At 33.7% G+C, this 18,724-nt stretch carries 22 protein-coding genes; 7 read left to right on the forward strand and 15 right to left on the reverse strand.

Translation table 11 applies throughout. The features are described 5' to 3' along the window. The first annotated feature begins 360 nt into the window (after nt 1-360). Both ACODST_RS19535 and ACODST_RS19540 read left to right on the forward strand, forming a co-directional pair. Complete coding sequence (locus tag ACODST_RS19535; protein WP_488933765.1) at nt 361-1,602, forward strand: peptidase U32 family protein; 1,242 nt, start codon at nt 361-363, stop codon at nt 1,600-1,602. Then, nucleotides 1,602-1,832 (forward strand): ferredoxin, encoded by a 231-nt coding sequence (locus ACODST_RS19540; protein ID WP_199003158.1) that lies wholly within the window; start codon nt 1,602-1,604, stop codon nt 1,830-1,832. Before ACODST_RS19535 ends, ACODST_RS19540 begins: the two co-directional genes overlap by 1 nt. Nucleotides 1,833-1,953: 121 nt before the next feature. Here the strand turns inward: ACODST_RS19540 and ACODST_RS19545 are convergent, their stop codons facing one another. From ACODST_RS19545 to ACODST_RS19580, 8 genes are all read right to left on the reverse strand, one after another. Next, entirely contained in the window at nt 1,954-2,994 is a 1,041-nt protein-coding gene (locus ACODST_RS19545; protein WP_488933766.1) for an XAC2610-related protein, read from the reverse strand. Between the two features lie 22 nt (nt 2,995-3,016). Then, nucleotides 3,017-3,769 carry a hypothetical protein gene (locus ACODST_RS19550; RefSeq protein ID WP_488933767.1) on the reverse strand — a complete coding sequence of 251 codons (753 nt, stop codon included), beginning with the start codon at nt 3,767-3,769 and terminating at the stop codon, nt 3,017-3,019. A 21-nt stretch (nt 3,770-3,790) separates the two neighbouring features. Beyond that, a complete protein-coding gene (locus tag ACODST_RS19555) occupies nt 3,791-4,567 on the reverse strand; it encodes a hypothetical protein (RefSeq protein WP_488933768.1) in 777 nt (258 codons plus the stop codon). 38 nt (nt 4,568-4,605) lie between these two features. Next, the gene (locus ACODST_RS19560) at nt 4,606-5,304 is read right to left on the reverse strand and encodes a hypothetical protein (protein WP_488933769.1); all 699 of its coding nucleotides are present in this window, start codon (nt 5,302-5,304) and stop codon (nt 4,606-4,608) included. Nucleotides 5,305-5,341: 37 nt separating this feature from the next. Next, a complete protein-coding gene (locus ACODST_RS19565) occupies nt 5,342-5,890 on the reverse strand; it encodes a hypothetical protein (RefSeq protein ID WP_488933770.1) in 549 nt (182 codons plus the stop codon). A gap of 33 nt (nt 5,891-5,923) precedes the next feature. Further along, nucleotides 5,924-6,589 carry a hypothetical protein gene (locus ACODST_RS19570; RefSeq protein ID WP_488933771.1) on the reverse strand — a complete coding sequence of 222 codons (666 nt, stop codon included), beginning with the start codon at nt 6,587-6,589 and terminating at the stop codon, nt 5,924-5,926. Nucleotides 6,590-6,607: 18 nt separating this feature from the next. Beyond that, nucleotides 6,608-6,889: a hypothetical protein gene (locus ACODST_RS19575; protein WP_488933772.1), complete on the reverse strand. Its 282-nt coding sequence runs from the start codon at nt 6,887-6,889 to the stop codon at nt 6,608-6,610. Between the two features lie 74 nt (nt 6,890-6,963). Further along, complete coding sequence (locus tag ACODST_RS19580) at nt 6,964-7,443, reverse strand: hypothetical protein (RefSeq protein WP_488933773.1); 480 nt, start codon at nt 7,441-7,443, stop codon at nt 6,964-6,966. Between the two features lie 428 nt (nt 7,444-7,871). Here ACODST_RS19580 and ACODST_RS19585 point away from each other — a divergent pair, with 428 nt between their 5' ends. From ACODST_RS19585 to ACODST_RS19595, 3 genes are all read left to right on the forward strand, one after another. Further along, nucleotides 7,872-8,171 carry a type II toxin-antitoxin system RelE/ParE family toxin gene (locus ACODST_RS19585; protein WP_488933774.1) on the forward strand — a complete coding sequence of 100 codons (300 nt, stop codon included), beginning with the start codon at nt 7,872-7,874 and terminating at the stop codon, nt 8,169-8,171. Nucleotides 8,172-8,173: 2 nt separating this feature from the next. Further along, the gene (locus ACODST_RS19590) at nt 8,174-8,461 is read left to right on the forward strand and encodes an addiction module antidote protein (RefSeq protein ID WP_488933775.1); all 288 of its coding nucleotides are present in this window, start codon (nt 8,174-8,176) and stop codon (nt 8,459-8,461) included. Between the two features lie 231 nt (nt 8,462-8,692). Next, nucleotides 8,693-9,109, forward strand: a complete 417-nt coding sequence (locus ACODST_RS19595) for an XRE family transcriptional regulator (protein ID WP_488933776.1) — start codon at nt 8,693-8,695, stop codon at nt 9,107-9,109. A 152-nt stretch (nt 9,110-9,261) separates the two neighbouring features. Here ACODST_RS19595 and ACODST_RS19600 read toward each other — a convergent pair whose 3' ends face one another. The 7 genes from ACODST_RS19600 to ACODST_RS19630 all read right to left on the reverse strand — a co-directional run bounded on the left by ACODST_RS19600 (nt 9,262) and on the right by ACODST_RS19630 (nt 16,507). Further along, complete coding sequence (locus ACODST_RS19600) at nt 9,262-10,176, reverse strand: CbrC family protein (protein ID WP_488933777.1); 915 nt, start codon at nt 10,174-10,176, stop codon at nt 9,262-9,264. Nucleotides 10,177-10,309: 133 nt separating this feature from the next. Then, a complete protein-coding gene (locus ACODST_RS19605) occupies nt 10,310-11,044 on the reverse strand; it encodes an XAC2610-related protein (protein WP_488933778.1) in 735 nt (244 codons plus the stop codon). Between the two features lie 154 nt (nt 11,045-11,198). After that, nucleotides 11,199-12,263: an ankyrin repeat domain-containing protein gene (locus tag ACODST_RS19610; RefSeq protein WP_488933779.1), complete on the reverse strand. Its 1,065-nt coding sequence runs from the start codon at nt 12,261-12,263 to the stop codon at nt 11,199-11,201. Nucleotides 12,264-12,296: 33 nt separating this feature from the next. Next, nucleotides 12,297-12,839, reverse strand: a complete 543-nt coding sequence (locus tag ACODST_RS19615) for a hypothetical protein (protein WP_488933780.1) — start codon at nt 12,837-12,839, stop codon at nt 12,297-12,299. A gap of 62 nt (nt 12,840-12,901) precedes the next feature. Beyond that, nucleotides 12,902-13,342, reverse strand: coding sequence for a hypothetical protein (locus ACODST_RS19620; RefSeq protein ID WP_488933781.1), 441 nt, complete (start codon nt 13,340-13,342; stop codon nt 12,902-12,904). 212 nt (nt 13,343-13,554) lie between these two features. Further along, nucleotides 13,555-14,904: an ankyrin repeat domain-containing protein gene (locus ACODST_RS19625; RefSeq protein ID WP_488933782.1), complete on the reverse strand. Its 1,350-nt coding sequence runs from the start codon at nt 14,902-14,904 to the stop codon at nt 13,555-13,557. Nucleotides 14,905-15,325: 421 nt separating this feature from the next. Beyond that, nucleotides 15,326-16,507, reverse strand: a complete 1,182-nt coding sequence (locus ACODST_RS19630) for an ankyrin repeat domain-containing protein (RefSeq protein ID WP_488933783.1) — start codon at nt 16,505-16,507, stop codon at nt 15,326-15,328. Between the two features lie 372 nt (nt 16,508-16,879). Between ACODST_RS19630 and ACODST_RS19635 the strand changes: the two genes are divergently transcribed. Beyond that, nucleotides 16,880-18,250: a PSP1 domain-containing protein gene (locus ACODST_RS19635; protein WP_488933784.1), complete on the forward strand. Its 1,371-nt coding sequence runs from the start codon at nt 16,880-16,882 to the stop codon at nt 18,248-18,250. Further along, on the forward strand, nt 18,234-18,713 hold the full coding sequence (locus ACODST_RS19640; protein WP_488933785.1) for a gliding motility lipoprotein GldH: 480 nt from the start codon (nt 18,234-18,236) through the stop codon (nt 18,711-18,713). The genes ACODST_RS19635 and ACODST_RS19640 overlap by 17 nt, the downstream gene beginning before the upstream one ends. Nucleotides 18,714-18,724: the final 11 nt, after the last annotated feature.

The following is an 18,724-nucleotide window of genomic DNA, read 5'->3' on the forward strand; positions in this document are numbered from 1 at the left end:
CCGCAGGAACACAACGTATGTCCTCGACGATTATTCATTTCGCAGGATTAAATCGGAATGCTCAACGATACGTTCCCCGTGGTTGAAACCACGGGCTATATTTGACAAACAATACGCAAATGAAAACATAGCCTGCGGTTTCAACCGTAGGAACACAATGTATATCCTTGACGATTATTTATTTCGCAGGATTAAATAAATGCTCAACGATACATTCCCCGTGGTTAAAACCACGGGCTATAGCTATATTTGATAAAACATGATATAAATCATAGAAATCTAATCTACCCCCACATTATTTTTGCCAATTGTTAGAATGACTGATTGAAAAATCATTTCATTGAAATAATAGAATCAAAAATGACAATTAACAATACAATTGAACTCATGGCTCCGGCTGGAGACTTTGAGTCGCTTCAGGCTGCCTTAGATAATGGCTGTGATTCCGTATATTTTGGCGTGGAACAGCTTAATATGCGTGCACGTTCGACAATGAATTTTACGATTGATGATTTAAAAGAAATTGCCAATCGTTGTGAAGCCAAAAACGTTCGCAGTTATCTTACGTTAAACACCATTATTTATGATCATGATTTATCGGTTGTAAAAACATTATTGATCAAAGCCAAAGAAGCCAATATTACAGCCGTAATTGCTTCGGATCAAGCAGTAATTGCTATGGCAAGATCGATTGGAATGGAAGTTCATATTTCAACACAGTTGAATGTTACCAATATCGAAACCATTAAATTCTACAGTTTATTTGCCGATACAATGGTTTTAAGCCGAGAATTAAGCTTACGCCAAGTAAAGAACATTACAGATCAAATCGAAAAAGAACAGATCAAAGGGCCAAACGGGAATTTAGTCGAAATCGAAATTTTTGGACATGGTGCTTTGTGTATGGCGGTTTCGGGGAAATGTTATTTGAGTCTGCATTCGCATAATTCATCTGCGAATCGCGGCGCCTGCAAACAAAACTGCCGAAAAAAATATACCGTTATTGATCAGGAAACTGGTTTCGAAATCGAATTGGATAACGAATACATGATGTCGCCTAAAGATTTATGTACGCTGGATTTCTTAGATCAAGTTATTGATTCCGGGATTAAAGTTTTAAAAATCGAAGGACGAGGCCGTGCGCCAGAATATGTAGCCACAGTAACCAAAACCTATCGTGAGGCTATTGATGCATATTATGATGGCACTTTCTCAAAAGAAAAAACTGTAGAATGGATGAAAGCTTTGGAAACAGTTTACAATCGAGGTTTCTGGTCGGGTTATTATCTAGGTCAGGAATTAGGAGAATGGAGTGATGTTCCAGGTTCTATTGCAACGCAGAAAAAGGTTTATGTTGGAAAAGGAACGCATTATTTCCCAAAAGCAGAGGTTGGTCAGTTTAAGATTGAAGCTTATGATATTAAAATAGGGGATAAAATTTTAGTTACGGGACCAAGCACAGGAGCTCAGGAAATGATTATTGATGAGATGTTTGTAAACGATGCAGCTGGAGATAAAGCAACAAAAGGCGATGATTGTAGTTTCAAATTACCATTCAGAATCAGAATGTCTGATAAGCTGTATAAAATTGTTGAAGCATAATGGTTATCATAACTTTACAAAGAGATAAATGTATTGGCTGTAATTATTGCGTTGAAATGGATCCGGTTCATTTTCAAATGTCCAAAAAAGATGGGAAATCGGTTTTGATTCATTCTGTAAATGCTAAAGGATTTTTTACGTTGAAATCACCAAATCATACTATTGTTGAGAGTTGTGAATTGGCGGCAAAAGCCTGTCCTGTGAAGATTATTACGGTTAAAGAGACTTAGAGTAATTACTAAAAAATATAGATTCTTCTAGTTAGACCTAACAGGTTTTTAAAACCTGTTAGGTCTTATTGCGCAAATAAAAGGTATACTATGCCTAATTTATAATTGGAGTGTTTTAGAATTAATCATTTGTAACGTTAACAAATTTGTTGTTGACTAATTTTTGTAAAGTTCCAGTTTTATTCTTTCCCTGCCAGTCAGATATTTTTCCATTGACATTAATTTTGATTCCGACTCCATTTGCGGTTTCATAAACTAGATATTTTATACTGCCACTGTTAAATTCAAGTTCATAATCTGTATTTTGTTTTTTAAATTTAAAAGTCGATTTATCTGCTTTTTCAGGACTGGACGGATATGCAAAAGAGATAAATTTATATTCGTCGTTTTGTTGAAAACCATAGTACAGGATATCTTTAACCTTAAACAAGAGTATCCGACCTTTTCCGTTTTTAGTATCGAAAGAAAGAATTTTGTCTAAACCTGGTTCATAAACAGATAAGGAAGAAAAAGAAGCCCAATTGTTGTCTTTCCATTTTTTGCCCGTTATTGTTGAAAATGGAGAAAACGAATCGGCTCTTTCTTCAAAAGTGGCTATTTCTTTAACTTTTATTCCAGAAATACTATAGTAAGAAGAAACATGAAGTGCAGCGCCACCACTGCTCGAAGTGATAATGCGTTTGTTTTTAGAATCAATTTCAAATGAACCTCCCCGTACACAGTAAGCTTCATTGTATAAGCGACTGATATCAGGACTGCTGAGGAAATTTCCAGGTGTATTGATAAAAACATAGGCTGTTGCCTGAGCTGTATAACAGCCATCGTCGTTTATATCCGTTTCATGGATTACAATGTCTTGTCTGCCATCAAAGTTTACGTCACCTAATACCTGAATGTTTTTATCTGTGATACTTTTAAATGTTGCTGTTTTGGCTGTTTTATTTATTTCTGGTGTAGAAAGTTCACTTGCACCAAACTCAAGTACCGCTTTTTTACTTTCGTTTTCAGTGAGTTTATAATATTGCTTTGTCTCAGACTCCGTTTTATGACTGATAAAATACAAAGTATAACCTTTCATGAAATCATTAATTATATAAGCTTTCTGTGCCTTTACAGTAAACATTCCAGAGATAATGAAGAGCATTAAAATCTTTACTTTCATGTTTTTAGTATTGATGAGGTTTTTATCGGTTATCTGATACATCTAATTCATCGAAATCGCTGATATCGGATAATCTAAGAAGTTTGTTTGGAGGAAGTTTGGTTTCCGTTTTTTCAAAAATTTCATCACCGTCATAGGTGTTTTCGTTGACGTTCTGATTGACAATCTTTTTTCGGGTCAGGAAATTGATGCTGGTTTCGGTAAGTGTAACTGGTCCATGATTACTGCTGGCATCATAACCTATCAGTTCAAAATCATTGTTTTGATATCTAAAAGTATATTCCCAATAGCCGTATCTGCCGTGTCGGTAGGCAATATATAGTTTACCGTTTTTTATTTCGAGGTCAAGTTCAGGAGCATAGTAAACGCCTCCTTCTTCATTTTCAGACGAAAAACAATCGTAGTTTTTAACTGCCAGTTCGTAGCCGTTATTTTTGTGGATTAAAGCTATAATTCCTCTGCGGTTTCGGTCTAGTTTACCACGATATTCGTCTGTAATGACTTTACTTTTATCGGTACCCTTGATGATGAGAATATAATCTTCTAATCCGTCTTTATTAAAATCACCCGTAATGGTGTCAAAAGGAACATATCCTTTCGGAATAAAATCTTCTGGTTTTTTCTTTATATCGACTGAGGCTGTATCTCCTTCAAAAACTTCTTCAACGACAGGTATTTCTGAAACCTGAACAGCTTCGGTTTTTTCTGGTGTCTTTTTACAGCTTGCAATTGAAAGCAGTAAAATAATTGTAAATACATTAAATAACTTATTCATAAACAGATAGTATTTTGGCTTTTAATTTTTGAATTGTTTTTTGGATATTAATTTCCATTTTCCGTTTTTTCCAACATACTCATAATCATATATTTGTTTTCCGGTTCGATCCTCATAGTGTTTTTTTAGCGGGATTATAGTAAAATCATTTTCTAATCTATAGCTACTTTCTTCTGATGTTCCAAAAGCACTTCCATAACGTTCTGTATTTATAGTCTTCGTTTTTTTGTCAAATTCGGGTCTGCTCCAAATATAGGTTTGGTCAACGGTATTGTATAGCTTAATGAGTTTTTGTTTCTTTTGGTCATTAATAAAAATAATCGTCCATTCGTTGCCATTCATATTAGAGCTTACCCAACACAGTAGATCTTCGTCGCCGTCATTGTCAAAATCGCTGATTTTGAATCTTGAAGTAATTATATCCCCATCAAAATTCCAGAAAAAAGACTCATAATCTATATTTTCCTGAAACTGAAATTTGTTGTTTTTAAATTGATAAAGCGATGCTATCGAATCACTTTGTAATTGGAAATAATATTTTAAGAGAATCTTTCCTTTCAATTCAAATTCACACTTTGGTCTTTCTTTAGTAAAATTAATAAGACCGTCACTCAAAGTATCAGCAGGATTAATTTTAAAAATAAGAAACTTTGTAGAATCTGGTTCTTCAGGAATTTTTTCTTTAACTGTTGAAATCACTGTTTTTTGTTCTTCTACTTTTTTATTTTTTGATTTACTACAACTAATGTTTCCTAATACTATTAAAAGCACTACTGTAAAAAACAAGCACTTGTTCATATCGATTTAATGTTGAGGTTCTAAGGGTTTTCCTAAGATTAATGTTTTGTTTTAGATATTAATTTCCATTTTCCGTTTTTTCCAACATATTCATAATCATATATTTTTTTTCCGGTTCGATCCTGGTAATGTTTTTTTAGCGGTATAATAGTAAGATCATTTTCTAATCTATAACTGCTTTCTTCAGATGTTCCAAAAACACTTCCATAAAGCTCTGTGTCTATAGTTTTTGTTTTTTTGTTAAATATGGGTCTGTTCCAAATGTAAGTGTCATCAGCTGTATTGTAAAGTCTCACCAGTTTTTGCTGTTTTTGGTCATTAATAAAAATAACTGTCCATTCGTTTGTATTTACATTCGAATAGACCCAGCAGACTAAATCTTCATCTCCATCATGATCAAAGTCTGTTACTTTAAAATTTGACATTACGACATTATTGTCTAAGAGCCACATAAAAGGCTGATAATATAAACTTTCCTGACGTTGAAGTTTGTTTTTTTTAAATTGATGCAATGACGCTGTGGAATCATTTTCGAGATAAAAAGTATATTTTAACGGAATTTTTCCTTTCAGTGTAAATTCACATTTTGGTTTTCCTTTGGAATAATCAATTTCATCCAAGTCTGAAATTTTTTTCGGATGATTAACCTCAAAACCAAGCATATATTCTGAGGGTTTTCTCGTTTGAGAAAATGCAGAATTGTATAGTAACAGAAAAAGTAAAAAAGAATATTTCATTGTGGTTTATACTATTTAGGTTTTTTAAAAGGGAAATTTATAATACAAAATCCACATTTTTGTATCGTTCGTAGTACTGGCTTTCTTCCGGGATTTCTCCATTTGCCATTCTTTCTGTTATTTCCCTTTGAATTTGAATTTCTTCTTTAAGCAGTTTGTTCCAATATTCGGGGTTGTCTGAGAAATTTTCATAATAATCTAAGATATCAATAACCAATAGAAAATTAGAAATAACATTTTGTGGTTTTTCCAGACTATAAATGCAATTTTCCAGTCCGCTCAGGATGTTGACTTCCATAGGTTCGAGTTCGACAAAGTCATCAGCATATTCATCTGTTTCGGCATCATATTTTTCCAAGGCCTCTTTAATATACCAAGTGGTATTATTTTCTAAGTCTTTAATAAACTGCTCTTTAGTTGTTTTTATTCCCAAATGATCTTCCAGACATTCTGTTACATCAGGCAGCAGGAAATAGAATTGGGCAAAGGCAAAGGTGATTCTTTTGTTCTGAAGCGGATATAGTTCTTTTAGATTATGTTCTAAAAAAGCAGTGTGCTGTTTTAGTATAGTTAAAAGCTTAAACATATTATGATTATTTAAATTATCTGAAATTAAGCTTTACCAAATTTTCCACCAGGGTTTATTTTTAGGAGCAGTATTTTCCTGATCTATTATGCTCATAGCGTTGTATGTACCATCAATTTCTCTTAAAGCAAAACCTAAAAAATCATTTTTGTTTACTCCGGAGTGCTGGTGTGGCTGAACCATTAACTGGTATGCTCCAATATTGGTTGTAGCAGAAAATTTCTCGACACGGCCCCAAACCAGTTCCGGTCTGATTTCAGGATCTTTTGAAAATAAGAATATCTGAATATCATCCGGATAGCCATTGGCTCTTAAATGATCAAAACTCGGATTGTTTCTAAATTCAGTTAAATCATTTCTTTCATAGATTCCCAAATCGGAAGGATTTACTAATTGATGATTTTTCAAAAAAGAATCTTCGATCAGCTGATAAGGGGTTTCTGAAAATTGGGCATATCGAATAATAATCCGGAGCTCTTTATCAGACAAAGTATCCGTAAATTCTATTGTATCATCGACTCTGTTAAATAGTTTTATTACGTCTAGCGTAATTCCTGCCACATGATCAATGTAGATATATCCTAAAAGATGATCACCTGAGAGATCATATAAACCATTTGCAATAGCAGGATAATTTTGGAAATTGTCAATCGTTATCCATTTTCCACAAATGTCCCTGTCGTTTTTTGATGTATTCATTATGATGTTTTATGAGGTTTATTTTTTAAAGAATTTCTTTGTTACTTTCTGACAAACCATCAAACTAATAACCGCCAATATAAAAGCAACTACAATATCAAATACTAAGTTTAGGAAAATAAACCTCGTCACTTCTGCATTTGGAGCGGGCACGTCCATTCCGCCATACAAAACATAGAACGAAGCCGGAAAACCATACATGTCGTTTCCGTCTACTTTCATTTGCAGACTGGCAGTGGAGAAGGTGAGTACCGTAAAAATTACGATTGTTAGCAGAAAGATTGTTATAAATTTCTTCATTGTTAGATTTTTAAGCCTGCTGTGTTTTTTATTCATTGAATATTACACTGAAATCTCCGGACATAAACACAAAATCACCAATTTAAAGATAAGAAAACAAACTGCCATTTGTCTTCATATTCAATAATATAAGTTGACCAGCTCCACCATTCAAAAATGACAACAATATCAGTTGAAGTGTTTAAATCTATAAGACCGGTTAGTTCTTTTCTGGCTTCGGTTATTTTTGGGTCCCGATTTTTAAATACATTATGTATACTTTCCAGAAACTCTTTGGGTTCTAAATGTTTAAATTTAATTCTTTCTTCCTCATCTTCCCAGTCGTCAAAAGGATCATCTTCTATCTGAATATAACATTGACAAATAAAATCATAAATCGTATTGTTACTGTTTTTAGAATATTCGAATAAGGAATATTCATGATACACAGAATCGTATTCAAAAGAGTTTTCGAAAACAATCTGATTTGAAAAATCATTTGTCAAACCTTGATTCTTCCATTTATTCCAGCTTTCTTTAAGAGCGTTAATATCAATTGTTGTTTTTTTTGACATGGTTGGTTTTCTATATTTCTTACTAAATGAATTTTTTGGGATTCAGTTTTTTGTTTTTAATTGTCACGTTTCAGCTTTTGTCTGAATCCTATAATAAGTCCACTAAAGTAGTCAATATCTTACTTGTTCTAAGTGGTTTTTGTATTTTATTCTTTATGAATTCTCTTTGTGTTTATGGTAACAAGCAAGATGCTCGCACCAGCAGGAGGTACAAAACTTGGTAAACCTGCCTACGATTTAAAGTAGTGAAATTCGACCACTTTAAAATCGGGATTGTGTATTTGCTTCAGGTACCTAAAAATTCAAGTGTATAACGGTTTATAGTGTGGAGTTGTGTGTCATTTTACCAAAGTGAAATGGTCAAAACTGAATTTGCAAGATTAAATTATTCTTTATAAGTTTGTATCCAAATGAATACAGTTTGAAAAATGTACTTTATTGAAAAGACAATAGAATTTGATAAGTGGCTTAAGAAGCTAAATGACTTGAGAGCAAAAGCAAAAATTTTGTATCGTCTTCAAAAATTAGAAAAAGACGAACATTTTGGAGATTGTGAACCTGTTGGAGATGGAATTAGAGAATTGAAAATCAACTTTGCAAAAGGTTACAGAGTATATTTCAAAGAAATTGATGGAAAAGTTATTATTCTGCTTATTGGCGGAGATAAATCAACCCAGCAAAAAGACATTGAAAAAGCAAAAGAGATTTGGGAAAAATTAAAAAAATAAAAATGGAAACATCAAAATTTGATATAGCAGATTATTTGGATAACAATGAAATGATTATCGAATATTTAAATACAGTTTTGGAAGAAGGTAATGACACTGAAATTGTTACTGCTATTGGACATATTGCAAAAGCAATTGGTATGACCAAAATTGCGGAAGAAACCGGATTGAGCAGACCAAGTCTGTACAAAGCATTGTCAGAAGGTGCCAAGCCACAGTTTTCAACAATACTAAAAGTCTTGAAAGCCGTTGGAGGACAAATACATATAAACCCGGTAACTAACACTTAAAAAACATTAGATAAGGGGGTTTATTTTGAGTGGTTTTATTCTTTGTCGATTCTCTTTATGTGTATAAGTAATAGCAAGATGATCACAATGGCGAGGGAACTAAAAAAGCAAATAAATCAGATACAATATCTTACAAAAATAAATTTAACCGTATATTTTCTTATCTTTGAAACTCAGGATTTTTAATCCAAATCGCTTTATTTTTGAGTTTTTAGAAAACGAACATTCATTATGGAACAGAAAATACATCAGGGAAGAAACGTAAAACGTTTTAGAGAAATGCTTAACATCAAGCAGGAAGCTTTGGCTTATGATCTGGGAGAAGAATGGAGTCAAAAGAAAATTTCGATACTGGAACAAAAAGAGGTAATTGAAGAAAACCTGCTGAAACAAATTTCGGCTATATTAAAAATCCCTGTTGAAGCTTTTCAGAATTTTGATGAAGAAAAGGCCGTAAGTTTTATATCAAATACATTTGGTGACCATGCTTTTAGCAATGCTTGTGTTGGAAATCCTAATTCAACTTTTAACATTAATACTGTTGAAGAAATAAAAAAACTACACGAAGAAAAAATTGCCCTGTACGAGCGTATGCTAAAAGAGAAAGAGGATATGATGATAAGGCTTGAAAAATTAATCAATAAGTAATTATTTATAAAGATATATTGATTTTATAGAGAGACTTTTAAAGTCTCTTTTTTTATTCTTTGCCGGTTCTCTTTGTGTTTATGGGTACGAGCAAGATGCTCGCACCAGCGGGAGAGCAGAAGGTAAGCTGCATTTTGAATGTTGTTTTCTTGTCAGTCAAAATCAAAGTACAGTCTATATTTTTTACAGGTTAAACATTGAAATAAATATCCTTGACAGGAACCGTTATTTTTCAGGACTTTTGGCAAATCTTCTTTCTTTAGTCCAAATTCTGTGCAATCACTATCCAAATCAACAAATTCGTCTAGTTTGTCTTCTATTTCTGCCCAACCGACATAACCTACAAAAGCACATAAATCGTCACAATGTCCAAGCCAATAACCTTGTTGCCAACTGCTGTATGCAGGCGTTCTTTCTGTCAATTCAATCAAATTCTCTTTTTTGTAGTTTATAATATTAGAGGTCGACGGGTCGGCTGAAATACCTTCGATACTTGCATAGTCCTGAAATTCCCCATCAAATTTTTTTGAAGCTTTTCCGCTCGAAATACACCAAGGGCAAAGTGCGTCTATATTTTCTACACTATAAAATGGGCCTGTATAGTAAATGGGAGTTTCTTTTGCACAACAGTCGCATATGATAACATTATCCGACTCAAAAACACCTGTTTCAACAGGATTGGGATGAAATTTAAAATAAGGCATTTCTCTACCGGCTACTATTCCTTTTGATTTCTTGATTTTGGGTTGTGGCTTAACAATATCTTTGTGCGTATTTAATTCCTGAAGTAAGCCTTTATCTTTTGGCTTACCTTCTAATTCAATCGCTTTTTCTAACAGTGAAATCGCTTCTTTGTAATCCATTGTATAGGTTTTCAACTGGGATTTCATGCGATAAAAATGGGCTGAATTTGGAAAATCTAAAATGGCCAGATTCAACATTTCGTCTGCTTTTTCAAACAACGGTTCAGCAACTTTTGAAGGGAGATAGTGTTCAAAATAAAATTTACCACTTTTGCTAATTGCTTGACCCAATACTTTACTGATTTCTTTAATTCTTTCGGTCATAATGATGTACTCTTTTAAATTTTACTGTCTCCTGAAATGTTGTTGGTTAATCGTATGTGTTTTCTGTTTAGTCGTTTATTAAGTCCACACAAACTTTCAAATCCTGACTTGCATCAAATACATTTTAAATTTATTATCGTTTGAATTTCTGATAGTTTTTGTTCCAATATTCTTTGATGAAACTCCATTTGTCTGCATTAGAATCTAAGACGGAATAAGGAAGTTTCTTTATCAGTTTCAAATTTTCTTCATCATTGTTAAGCACCTTTGAGATTTCAATACTCTGTGGGTCTTCTTCATCGTCACAACCTTTTCCATAGATATAACCTACTACAAGGGTTTCAAAATTTTTGAAAGTAAACAATTCGCTTGTCCAGTTCAGATCAGCACAGCCAGCCCGGGAATAGCTGTACCAATAATTGGGATTGGATTTTAGTTGAACTGGCTCGCTGATACGCCCAAAACCTCTGGATTTTACAAAAGTATTTTTTAAAGAATCATACAAATAAAGTTCATTTTCGCCACCACCTTGTGCTCTGCGAGAAAACAGGATATCAAAATAACCATCATTATTAAAATCTATAAATTCCTGATTATAAAGTCCTCCTTTGTCAATATAGGTTTTGAAAATTATCAAAGAATCCCTCTTAACCTGAACCAAAAGCGTATCACTTTTTTCTAAATTAGGGTCAATAATTGCAATGTTGAATATGTGTCCTTTGGCAAACAGCGTGGTATCAGAGTTGAAATAACTTTCTGTTTTTGTAGTATCAGCAGGCATTTTTGCTGAAACAACAATTGTGTTCCTTTTGTTACATGAAGTTAATACAGTTATTATTGTAATTATAAAAATGAATTTTGCTTTCATGTTTCTAATTTTTGTTTGCTGTTGTGCATTTTGCTATGATTATTTTAAAATAGAGCAAAATGAAAATATCATTTAACCAATAGATATCGCTGTAAACTAAAAATATTGGAGGAAGTTCCTCTTTACTATTTTTGAGGTTTGTCCCACTAAGGTTCTATCTTTTATAGTTTGGTTTATCAAGTAATATCGGTTTTGTATTGGCCAGAACCCATTTAGTGGCCAGTTCGCATAAAAAATTAAGGTCATCGGTTTCACCATCTCCATTTTTGCGAATATCTTTTATAATTATATCGGCTTTTTCAAGTTCGTTATGAGACAATGAATCATTGGAAGACAAATGGATAAAAAAAGCATCCAACATTTTTTTAAAATCGATATTCCAGTTTCCACCGCCATTTCGGTATATTTCATCTCTCACTTTTCCGGCAATTCGAACTACTTCGCCTTGTACGGTTGTTGAACTGCCTTTTGACGGTACTAAGAGTTCCCATAGTTCTTCGTATTGTTTTTCCCATGTTGTGCCAGTTACCAAAATCGGAGATACACCGTCATGCATAATACGTTTTTTAACAGGCGCGACATTGTACATTTTATAAAGTTCAGATAACGCATGGTCTGTTTCTGCTAAATAATCTTTATTGAAGTTTTCTCTGTGAAATTCAAAATCTTCTCCTCTTCGGGTAACTGCATCTTTCATGGTTTGCGTTATTTCCATATTTGGTGTTAAAAGTATTTTTGATATTTCGACCAGATTTACAAGGTTTATGTTGCTTGCTCTAAGCAAAGCACGTTCCAAAGGAGTTTGTTTGCTTTTATTCAACGCATTGGTATCTGCTCCATATTCAATCAGTTTTTTAACGGCATCAGCATTATAGCCACTACCGCTTGCAAAATGTAAAGGAGTATCTCCATAATTGTCGATGGCATGTACATTTGAACCGAGTTCTAATAAAGTAGAAACCTTTCCAGTGCGTATCATTGCATTTTGATGTAATGCAGTGCGATTATAAGTATCGACCGCCTCTAAATCTGCACCGTTTTGTACCAGCCAATGTATAAGTTCATCTGGAATACCCCAAAAACTTAACGCTGTCGTTTTTCCGTACCCGCCTCTGGCTTCTAATTCGCAGGTATCAAATACAGCTTTTAAAGCTTCAATGTCTTTCTTCTCAATTAATTCATTGAAATTTTTAGGTAGTGTTTTCTTTTTCTTAGCCATTTATTCAGATTGCTTTTTTAAAACCATTTATCTTTAAATTCCTATTTTGGCATTAATGTTATGTTTTTCAACATAAGCTTTAGCAGTATTCATCAGTTTTGAGAACTTAGCATCAATATCGTTTTGAGTCGAGGCATCAAAATTTGCGATTGCTTTTTCTATTTGTTCTGGAGAAGCTTTTTCATCTTTTAGTTTCGCAATGGGTAAATAACCTTCTTTTTGTTTTGCTATAGCATACTTAAAAAGGTCTTTTGATGCCTGAAGCAGTTCTTTATTGTCATCGTCTTCTGTTATTTCTGCGATACTTTTTAATCGGATTTCTAAGTTAGAAATATCATATTTAAAATAATCGTAGTAAGAAGAAGGAATCATTTTTTTCTGGCTCTCATCATATACTTGTGGTTCCGACTTTAATTTTTCATTAATTTCTTTACCTCCAAAACGGGATAATAAATTCGAGTTTAACGCCGCTATTTCAAAAGTTTTTTCCGGCGAAAGGTTTGTACAAGAGCTGGAAACCAAACTTGCAACGGTTACTACTAAAAACAGGATTGTGGTATTTAAGATTTTATTCATTGTATTATTTATCCTTTTAAGATTTTATTATTTATTTTAAAATTTAGCCATTTTCTTCCATGCTATTCAAAATAGGTCAAACTATCTTTTGCATTATCGATAATGTTTTGCGGGTATTCTGTATTTAGAGAAATACTCTTCATTACGTCCAGATATTTTTGATGTTCAGGATGATTATCATCGTTTATCAGACGATGTAATAAGCCCAAAGTATATTCTGTCGGTTTACGTTCAATAGATTGTAAAAGCAATTCTTCGTATCCGTTTTTATAATGGTTTTCCATAAAACTGCCTAATGGGCCAGGCCCACCATAATCTATATCAGGACTACGTTCAATCAGTTCAAAAATGGGTTCTATTGTGTTGAAATTATCTTCCATCGCTTCCAATTCGTCACGGATTTCATAAGCAGGGTCTATAAATTCATATTTATCTCCCGTTTCGTATGCTTTTTGAATGTATTGTTCCAGATTGGTAATGATTGTTTTAATTTGGGTTGTCATATTTTATTGTTTTTAAGATGTTGGGTGTAATTCATGTTTTTTTATTCAACACATAGAAACATAGATTTTATTTTAAAAAGGGGATTAAAAAGAAACCAGTTTCTAACACATAGCAAACTATGTTTGTTTTAATAAAGTGAAACGCCTTTGACGGTACCCTAAATCTATGTTTCTATGTGTTTGAATTAATTGAACCCAATGAGTTGTTATTTTTATCCTTTTAAGATTTTACTTTTTTCCGTATCAAATTCCTCCGAAGTCAAAATTCCGGCATCTAAAAGCTCTTTCAAATCCAGTAAGGCTTTCTTTTTGGCTTCCATCGAATTCCCTGCATCTGATGTTGCGGGTTCTTCCGTTTTGGTTTGAATTGGCGTTACAACCGTTCCTGAAGGTGCATATTTAAGAATCAGTTCTGTGATTTCATTAAAACCTTTCACATTCGAATAATCAATTGCTTTTTGTTCCTTAACGTTTACGATTGAGGCATCGGCTTTGTTGTCAAGAAGATATTTTACTACATCTTTCTTTCCGTTTGCAGCACTGTAATGCAAAGGTGTATTTCCAGATTCGTCCTGAATATTGATATTTGCTCCGGCTTCAATTAATAGTTTTACCATGCTGAGGTTTCCTTTTTTGGTGGCAACGTGTAAAAGACTTTCTCCGCCGTAATTGTAACTGCTGTTTAATGTAAAACTCGAATCGTTGGAAATGTTTGAAGCACTTACAACCCAATCCAAATAATCGTTCATAGACGAAGTATCGCCAGCGACTGGTTTGCTGTAATTGACATCAACGCCATTTTCTAAAAACAAAGCCACAATTTCCTTTTGATTATTTGCACAAGCGTACCAAATTGGAGAATAACCATTGTTGTTTGAGGTAAATACATCGGCGCCTCTTTCGACTAATAATTTTGCCAGCATTCTGTTAGTTTCGTAGCAGGCAATCAAAAGTGCATTTTCGCCCGAATGATTGGCATGATTCACATCGGCACCATTGTCCAAAAGTAAAGTTACCATTGGTAATGATTTGGTATAACAAGCATAAAGCAATGGCGTATTGCCTTGTTTATCGGTCGCATTAATATCGGCACCTTTGTCTAGAAGCAATTGTATAATTTCTCTGTTTAATCTGGCCGATGCCAGTAAAAGTGGTGTTTCGCCATTGTTATTCAATAGATTAACATCAACCCCTGCTTCAAGCAACTTTGTTGCAATTTCAACTTGAGCTGTCTGTACAGTCAAGTGTAACAGGCTGTTACCGTTTTTATCATTGATTTCGATTTTGGCTCCGTTTTCCAAAAGATACAATGCAGTCTGTTTTTGTTTTTGAAGACAGGCAAAGAACAAAGGTGTTTCTCCCGCATGATCTTCATAATCAATATCGGCACCATCTTCGCATAATATTTTTACAATATCCAGATAACCTCTGTGAGCAGCATAATGAAGGGCCGTTCTTCCAAGTTCATCGGTATATTTTACATCTACTTCTTTGTTTTGAAGTAGTAATTCAGCTATTTTTCGGTTGCCGTTTTCGCAGGCAATTATAAATGACATTGACATAGAATCTTCGTTTTTATATAATTATTTTTAAACACATAGAAACATAGTTCTTTGGTAACTTAAAAAAAGGCGTTTCACTTACATAAATTCACATAGCTTTCTATGTGTGAGAAACTAGTTTCTTTCTAACTTCTTTAATATTCACAAACAAAAATCTATGTTTCTATGTGTTTATTTTTTTCTCGCAGATTTTGCAGATCTCGCAGATTTTTAATTTTAATCTTTTGAATCTGTGGCTTAAACTTTTTTAACACATAGAAACATAGCTTATTGAAGATTAAAAAAGGCGTTTCACTTGCATAAATTCACATAGCTTTTCTATGTGTGAGAAACTAGTTTCTTTCTAACTTCTTTTATTCACAAATAAAAATCTATGTTTCTATGTGTTTAAATTGTTTTTTATTAAACCATCTGGATAAGTTTAAGTTTTCATTAAAAGCTCAACAGTTTTTACTTTCAAATTATCTGTAGAAGCAAGCGTAAGAGCCGTTTCGTCTTTATCGTTGGTAATCTCTTTATCAGCTCCATTCTCCAAAAGTAATTTTACTTTTCGGTAGATTTCTTTCGCTGCTTCCGCATCATAATTCACATTATACCCGCAGACTTTGTGTAAAATGGTATTTCCTTCGTTGTCTTGTTCGTTAACATCAATGCTTCCACTGTCTAATGCCGATTTTAAAATACCTGATTTTTTTTCAGCAATATAATCAATACCCGATTTTGGATTTCCGTAATAGGTAGCGCAGTGGTTTAAGTCGGCACCATCTGATAATAATCGTTGTAAAGAGTTTAAATCATATTCAGAATCAGACATCATTCGGATAAATTCGGTTAGTAAAGTTCTTCCGTCTTTGTTGATACTGTTGAAATCAGCTGATGAAGATTCGGCCAGAATTTCGTACATCGGAATCGAAAATTGCTCGCCTACAGCATAATAAAATGAACTGTTTTCCTGATTGTCTTTTTCATTTGGATCAGCTCCGTTTTCTAATAACATCGGAATGTATTCTTTTTTATGTCTTTTAATGGCATACATCAAAGGCGTTGTACCGACTACATTTTTATCATTGATATCAACTCCGTTTTCAAGAAGGGTTTTAATATACGCTGTACCTTTTTCAGCATTCAAAGAATAATTATTAACGATTTTATGGATTAGATTTTCTTGTGAATTGCTTTTGTAATTGGCATTACAGCCGAAGTCTTCTATTAAGATTTTAATGACTTCCGGAACGGCTTCTTTCTCGATGAAGTATCCCAATAACGTCTGATCGCTGATTTCGTCATTTACATTATCGACTTTTGATAGGATTTCTTTGAAGAAAGAAAGAGATGCATCATCATTTTTGATATTTCTGGAAAGAGGATTGAATATTGATTTGTCAAAACTGTCCAGTTCGTAGATATCGGTTTCAATAAAACCGGATTTTATTAAGACTTCTATGAGATCGATCGCTTTTGCCTCTATGATTTTGGCAGTGATCTGCGAGAAATTGTTTTTTAGATATTGCTCGGAAAAAGGTTCCCCATTTTTAATAGCTTCCCGGGCAGCGTCAAGATTTCCCTGAAAAATGTACTGTTCGATAATGTTCTGTGTGTGCATGTAAAAAATATTAAAGTGATGGATAAAGATTGAATTATACCGTTTAGCCTTCTAAAATTAAAAAAGTAAAAACGGAGTTGTAAGATAAAACATAAAATCGATAAATATATTTCAGAATTAAAATTAAAAATGTCTGTTTGTGTTATAAAATTGACAGAATAAGATTTTTGATGTGTTTTTTAGGCCGGTTTCTAATAAAAAAAACGAACTAACAGCAATTTTGGTACGAATCATTTGTAGATAACGAGGCATTTTTTTATTTAACAACCCTTTAGATTTAATCTATAAATAGCAAAATAAAAAAAATACTATCTTTACCGATCAAACGTTTATGAACTTAAGCTGCGTTTTGGCAGCACTACATATATACTTATGGCATGTACAAGTTGTTCAACCTCAGATGGCGGCGCACCAAAAGGTTGTAAAAATAATGGGACTTGCGGCACCGACAGCTGCAATAAATTGACGGTTTTTGACTGGCTTTCGAACATGAGCCCGTCCAATGGAGAGGCGATTTTTGATTGTGTTGAGGTTCGTTTTAAAAACGGACGTAAGGAATTTTTTAGAAATTCAGAAAAATTAACTTTAAGTATTGGTGATATTGTTGCTACTGTTGCCTCACCGGGACATGATATTGGAATTGTTACTCTGACAGGAGAATTGGTTAAGATTCAAATGAAGAAAAAAGGAGTTAATCCGGATAGTAATGAAGTTCCAAAGATTTACAGAAAAGCATCTCAAAAAGATATAGACATCTGGTCTGTGGCTCGTGACCGCGAAGAACCTATGAAAGTTCGTGCACGTGAACTGGCTATCCAGCATAAACTGGAAATGAAAATCTCGGATATTGAATTCCAGGGAGACGGTTCTAAAGCTACTTTTTACTACACAGCAAACGATCGTGTCGATTTTAGAATGCTGATTAAAGACTTTGCTAAAGAATTCAGTACCAGAGTCGAGATGAAACAAGTTGGTTTCCGTCAGGAAGCGGCTCGTTTAGGGGGAATAGGTTCCTGCGGACGTGAGCTTTGCTGTTCGACCTGGCTGACCGATTTCAGAAGTGTAAATACTTCGGCGGCACGTTACCAGCAGTTATCTTTAAATCCGCAAAAATTAGCGGGTCAGTGTGGTAAACTAAAATGCTGTCTGAATTACGAGTTAGATACGTATATGGATGCCCTGAAGGATTTTCCGGATTACGATACCAAACTGATTACCGAAAAAGGCGATGCAGTATGCCAGAAACAAGATATTTTTAAAGGTTTGATGTGGTTTGCTTATACTAATAATTTTGCGAACTGGCACGTTTTGAAAATTGATCAGGTAAAAGAAATTATAGCCGAGAACAAACAAAAAAACAAAGTCTCTTCATTAGAAGATTTTGCGATTGAGGTAACTTCAGAACCGGAAAAAGATTTCAATAATGCTATGGGGCAGGAGAGTTTAACCCGTTTTGACCAGCCAAAAAGAAAGAAGAAAAACAATCGTAAACGCAAACAGACTGCTGAAGCTGCAGCTGTGGAGACTCCTGCAAAACCAAAACAGGCTAATAATAACAATAAACAGGGCGGAGGTAATCCAAATCAAAATCAGCAGAACAAACAAAATCCAAACAAAAATCATAAGAACAAGCATAATAATTCGAATAAAGGAAATCACCCGAATAAGCAGAATTCTAATGAAAACAAATCAGCTGAACCTAAGAAACCTATAAATAACAATAGAAATGAGAATAAAAAATAGCGGGATTCTTGTTTTGGCCGCGATACTTTTTTTTTCGTGTGATAAAAAAAGAGTATTCGACGAGTACAAATCTGTTGGAAGTGCCTGGCACAAAGACAGCATTGTTACTTTCGACCTGCCGGTTTTAGATTCTACTAAAAGATATAATTTGTTTGTAAATCTCAGAGATAACAACAATTATCCTTTCAATAATTTATTTTTGATTGTCGCTATGGAAACACCAAGCGGTTTTACAAAAGTAGACACACTCGAATATCAGATGGCCAATCCGGACGGAAGCCTTATGGGGAACGGATTTACTGATATTAAAGAAAGTAAACTGTATTACAAGGAGAATGTAAAGTTTAAAGGACAATACAAAGTTCATATCAAACAGGCTCTTAGGGAATCCGGAAAAATTCCTGGTGTAGAAGCTCTGGAAGGTATTACAGATGTAGGTTTTAGAATAGAACAAAAAGATTAGATTAGAAAATA

Source organism: Flavobacterium sp. FG19 (genome assembly GCF_057809475.1).